Annotated in this window: 8 protein-coding genes; 7 read left to right on the top strand and 1 reads right to left on the bottom strand. The window is 49.6% G+C overall.

Going from position 1 to position 3999, the window contains the following annotated elements; genetic code table 11:
• The 4 genes from IBX50_RS18095 to IBX50_RS18080 form a co-directional block, all read left to right on the top strand.
• The coding region (locus IBX50_RS18095; RefSeq protein ID WP_292257778.1) for a hypothetical protein at positions 1-292 on the top strand (292 nt) is incomplete at its 5' end.
• Positions 293-335: 43 nt separating this feature from the next.
• On the top strand, positions 336-806 hold the full coding sequence (locus IBX50_RS18090; protein ID WP_292257776.1) for a DUF2271 domain-containing protein: 471 nt from the start codon (positions 336-338) through the stop codon (positions 804-806).
• A 111-nt stretch (positions 807-917) separates the two neighbouring features.
• Positions 918-1223: a PepSY domain-containing protein gene (locus IBX50_RS18085; RefSeq protein WP_292257774.1), complete on the top strand. Its 306-nt coding sequence runs from the start codon at positions 918-920 to the stop codon at positions 1221-1223.
• Between the two features lie 150 nt (positions 1224-1373).
• Positions 1374-1544 (top strand): hypothetical protein, encoded by a 171-nt coding sequence (locus IBX50_RS18080; protein ID WP_292257772.1) that lies wholly within the window; start codon positions 1374-1376, stop codon positions 1542-1544.
• A 40-nt stretch (positions 1545-1584) separates the two neighbouring features.
• Here the strand turns inward: IBX50_RS18080 and IBX50_RS18075 are convergent, their stop codons facing one another.
• Positions 1585-1989: a helix-turn-helix domain-containing protein gene (locus tag IBX50_RS18075; RefSeq protein ID WP_292257770.1), complete on the bottom strand. Its 405-nt coding sequence runs from the start codon at positions 1987-1989 to the stop codon at positions 1585-1587.
• A gap of 80 nt (positions 1990-2069) precedes the next feature.
• Between IBX50_RS18075 and IBX50_RS18070 the strand changes: the two genes are divergently transcribed.
• The 3 genes from IBX50_RS18070 to IBX50_RS18060 all read left to right on the top strand — a co-directional run bounded on the left by IBX50_RS18070 (position 2070) and on the right by IBX50_RS18060 (position 3870).
• On the top strand, positions 2070-3107 hold the full coding sequence (locus tag IBX50_RS18070) for an SO_0444 family Cu/Zn efflux transporter (RefSeq protein ID WP_292257768.1): 1038 nt from the start codon (positions 2070-2072) through the stop codon (positions 3105-3107).
• A 77-nt stretch (positions 3108-3184) separates the two neighbouring features.
• On the top strand, positions 3185-3472 hold the full coding sequence (gene yafN / locus IBX50_RS18065) for a type I toxin-antitoxin system antitoxin YafN (RefSeq protein ID WP_292257766.1): 288 nt from the start codon (positions 3185-3187) through the stop codon (positions 3470-3472).
• Complete coding sequence (locus tag IBX50_RS18060) at positions 3469-3870, top strand: type II toxin-antitoxin system YafO family toxin (RefSeq protein WP_292257764.1); 402 nt, start codon at positions 3469-3471, stop codon at positions 3868-3870. Before yafN ends, IBX50_RS18060 begins: the two co-directional genes overlap by 4 nt.
• Positions 3871-3999 lie beyond the last annotated feature (129 nt).

Below are 3999 nucleotides of genomic sequence, written 5' to 3'. Positions count from 1 at the left end.
ACCTGAACAAACCCGTGCAGCAGTGAACCTGCATTATTGCACCGCCTCAGCTGATGCTGACCCCTTGGTGACACGCCTGCAGCAATTAACAGAAAACTTGCCGGAAATCACTCTGCAGATCCACAACAGTCAGCAAGGCCAGTACCTGACGGCTGAGCTGCTGTTAATCAACCAACAAAAAGTGGATGTCTGGTTTTGTGGCCCCCAAGGACTGGCAAATACCCTGCGCAGTGGATTAAAACACCAATCCAGCTCCTTGCGCTTTCATCAGGAAGTTTTTGAGTTTCGTTGAAAACAAGGCTCAGTTTAATCTGACCAACCAGCGGAGAACTATTATGCAAAAGCTGATTTCCATTCTGAGTCTTTTAGTCATTATTACACTTCCCGTCTGTGTGCAGGCAAAGGAGGTCAGCCTGACAACCCAGCTGAATAACTACCGTGGTGATGGCGCCTATCTGTCGATCTACCTGACAGACTCGGACGGAAGGTATCAGCAAACACTCTGGGTTGCAGGTAAAAAAAGCAAACATTACAAACATCTGCTTGATTGGGCTAAGGGGAGCGGTATGAAACGATCTGAATTTGATGGGTTGACCGGCGCAAGTGTTATTAGTGGTCAAGCCCTGAAAATCACTATTAACCTGGACGACACACTGATTGATAGCGGGTATCAGATTCGCATTGATTCTGCCGTGGAGGATATGCGTGATAATCGTGCTGATGTGATTGCGCCACTGACTACTTCCGGGGCAGGAAAGCCTGTCAACGGACGAGGTTATGTGCGTAGATTCACCTATGACTTTTAAAATAGTAGCAAGAAAACCCTTAAGTAAAAGCTCTGCTTTAAGTTTCCTGTCAGGATTGAGCCTTATGATGACTCTACCAAACAAGCCAAAAACCTTATCAGGAGTAACACCATGAAAAAATCAACTTTGATCCTGCTGGTCACCGCCAGTCTGATGACCGGAGCAACCCTCGCCAAAGACAAATGTGAAGACCCTGCAGACACCTGGCAGCCGCGTGAAAACCTGCAAAAAATGCTGGAAGACAAAGGCTGGCAAGTGAATCGCATCAAGGTGGATGACGGCTGTTATGAAGCCAAAGGCACCGATACTCTCGGCAACCGGTTTGAAGCCAAGTATGGTCCAGCCACGCTGGAAATCAGAGCGTTAAAAATTAAATTTCAGCAACAAGGCACCGCCGAGGATTACCTGGATCAGTGAACAAACAGGCAATAAAATTTGATCAGAGATGAGTTGGTTCAGTGGGCTGAAATTAAAAAATGTTTTGCTGTCGGATCAGCATTATAATAGGTCAATTGGCAAAAAATGCCCTGACTATCCAAGCTGAAACCTTCTCTCAGGAGTAAGAATATGACCACAATGAGCAAAGAAGAAGCGCTGAAGTTTCAGAAAACTGAGGCAGAAATAGCCAAGCTGATGGCAGAAACGATGAAAATCCAGAAAGAGTCCTTCTGGTATCCAATCGCTATCAGCGGTGGCTTGATTGCGGCTGTAGCGGCTGCAGTAAAAATCTTTTTCTAATAGTTCAGATAAAAGCCTGAGAATTAAACTAAAACCTGCCTTAGTGATGATCGTGCAAGGCTCGGATGATCCGGCACTCTGCGGTACGTCCACCACGACACTGGTGCACCAGTTGCCGCAGTTCGTCAGCCAAGGACTGCAAGGCTCGAATGCGCTGCTCCAGCTGTTCTAGGTGACGACTGGCAATATCATCCGCTGCCGTGCAGTCAGCATCCGGGTTATCTGACAAAGCCAGCAACTCCTGAATGGTGTGCAGATCCAGCCCCAAAGCACGACCATGGCGGATAAAACCGATTCGCTCCACCGCCTGACTGCTGTAAAAACGATAACCCTGCTCACCGCGTTGTGCTTTTGGCAACAACCCCAGTTTTTCATAATGACGAATGCTTTCGACCGAACAACCTGTCTGCGCCGCCACCTCACCAATACGAAAAGTTGCACCCATGTTCTTGACCCTGTAACGATTACAGGGTTTAGCCTAATCCTCATTCACTACTCAACACAAGTCTGAATCGAGGAAACAGGATGGACTGGATCACGGGTATTCTCAGCGTGGCGCTCAGTGCTGCACCCTGGTTATTACTTGGCCTGTTGCTGGCGGGACTGATCAAGGCGTTTATGCCGGAAAGCCTGATTCAGAAATGGATCGGCGGGCGTGGGCTGGGCAGTATCAGCCGTGCAGCTCTGGTTGGTGTGCCTTTGCCTATTTGCTCCTGTGGTGCCATTCCCACCGCACTGGCTTTACATCGGGGTGGTGCTGGTCGTGGCCCCACCACCGCGTTTCTGATCGGCACACCCGGTGTGGGAATAGATTCCATCCTGCTGACCAGTGTATTGCTAGGGCCCGTGATGGCAGCGGCACGCGTAGCTGGAGCCATTTTTACCGCCATCACCACTGGGTTATTGGTGGCAACCACTGATCAACCTGAACCCATCACCACCGCTGATGCTACTCCAGCCAAAACCACCTGTTGTGGTGGTTGTTGTGGCGAAAAAAAGGAAGAAAAAACCACCTCCACTGCAACCCGCCTGAAACAAGGCCTGCAATACGCTTTTGCGGATCTGCTGGATGATATCAGCCGCTGGGTAGTGGCTGGGCTGTTGTTGGCGGGTCTGTTGATCACCCTGCTGCCCCCTGAAACCCTCAGCGGCTTATCTGGGGCTTTCTGGCCGCTGGTGCTGATGGCGGTGATTGGTATTCCACTGTATATCTGCGCCACAGCCGCCACCCCGATTGCCGCCGGTTTGCTGCTGACCGGCATGTCACCGGGTATGGCACTGGTATTTCTGCTTTCTGGGCCGGTCACCAGTCTGGCAACTCTAGGCGTTTTCCGCAGGGAATTTGGCAACTCTGCACTAGTCATGTATCTGATAGGTATCCTGACCAGCAGTGTATTACTTGGCTGGCTGCTGGATACCACACTGCAAAGCCTGGGTATCAACCCGGCTATCCAAGCCAGCCAGGTGCAGGAAATACTGCCGGAATGGCTGGAATGGCTAGCACTGGTGGTTCTGGTAATGCTGATACTCAAACCCCTGCGCCGGAGAGTTCTGGGGTTTTGAGACTCTTTTTTACACATTACTATGTGTACTATGATGTACACTATTAAGCACATAACAGTGTAGAGGTGTATATGAGCATGCATGTCATTCTTGCCGAAAAATCTGTCAGCCTGACGGATTTGCGTAAAAACCCGGCTCAATACTTCATTGATGAGCCAGTTGCCGTCTTGTCCAACAATAAACCTGCTGGTTATATGGTATCAGCTGCCGTTTTCGAACAATTGCTGAAAGCAGCAGAGCAACAAGGGGTGCAAACCTTCCGTGCACGCTTTCGCCCAGAAGCAACCCGACTCAAAGAAATTGCAGAGCAAGGTGCTTCTTTGCTCAAAAGTGCCTCAGATGAAGATCTGGAGTTTGTGGAATGATTCAGGTGTTTGCCAGTCAGCTGTTAAAAAAGCAGTTGTCTGAGCAAGAGTTAAATGACTTGCTGAGTGACTTCAGACAATACAAACAGACCGGTGTATTGCCTGATACCTTTGGCAGGGATGTTCCTTATGACCACCCGAGCAATTTGCCGCTGATCCGTAGTGAAGAAGTTCAACACCTGCATCTCAAGCCGAGTAATACACCTGAGTGGCCAGTTCGGCTTGCACAGTTTCGTCGAACCAGTGATGTTCATCTGGTGTATTGCCAGGGTGCCAGCAATATCCAGTGTTATTACCTGATGCTGATTCTGGCACCTGATGCACACCAGCAGGCAAGCGATAACAACATGATGTTTAAACTGGGCAGTATGGCTGAGCGTTTCCGACTGAAATACTGATGCTAAAACCTCTGCGAAAAAAACTGCTGGGGTTTTAAATCCACTGGTCACTGCACTTGCTGCTGGATTTCTTCCTGGGGTACTGACTGGCAGCAAAGCTGCACCAGCCGCAGGGCAAAGCTGCGTAGG

The organism is Marinospirillum sp. (assembly GCF_014859565.1).
Note: the sequence above shows the minus strand (reverse complement) of the source record. Positions and strands in the feature narration are given on the sequence as shown.

Excerpts from the sequence above, each read along its gene's own strand:
- IBX50_RS18060 (WP_292257764.1), top strand. The coding sequence starts at position 3,469 with ATGATTCAGGTGTTTGCCAGTCAGCTGTTAAAAAAGCAGTTGTCTGAG.
- IBX50_RS18080 (WP_292257772.1), top strand. The coding sequence starts at position 1,374 with ATGACCACAATGAGCAAAGAAGAAGCGCTGAAGTTTCAGAAAACTGAG.
- IBX50_RS18085 (WP_292257774.1), top strand. The coding sequence starts at position 918 with ATGAAAAAATCAACTTTGATCCTGCTGGTCACCGCCAGTCTGATGACC.
- IBX50_RS18075 (WP_292257770.1), bottom strand. The coding sequence starts at position 1,989 with ATGGGTGCAACTTTTCGTATTGGTGAGGTGGCGGCGCAGACAGGTTGT.
- yafN (WP_292257766.1), top strand. The coding sequence starts at position 3,185 with ATGCATGTCATTCTTGCCGAAAAATCTGTCAGCCTGACGGATTTGCGT.
- IBX50_RS18090 (WP_292257776.1), top strand. The coding sequence starts at position 336 with ATGCAAAAGCTGATTTCCATTCTGAGTCTTTTAGTCATTATTACACTT.
- IBX50_RS18070 (WP_292257768.1), top strand. The coding sequence starts at position 2,070 with ATGGACTGGATCACGGGTATTCTCAGCGTGGCGCTCAGTGCTGCACCC.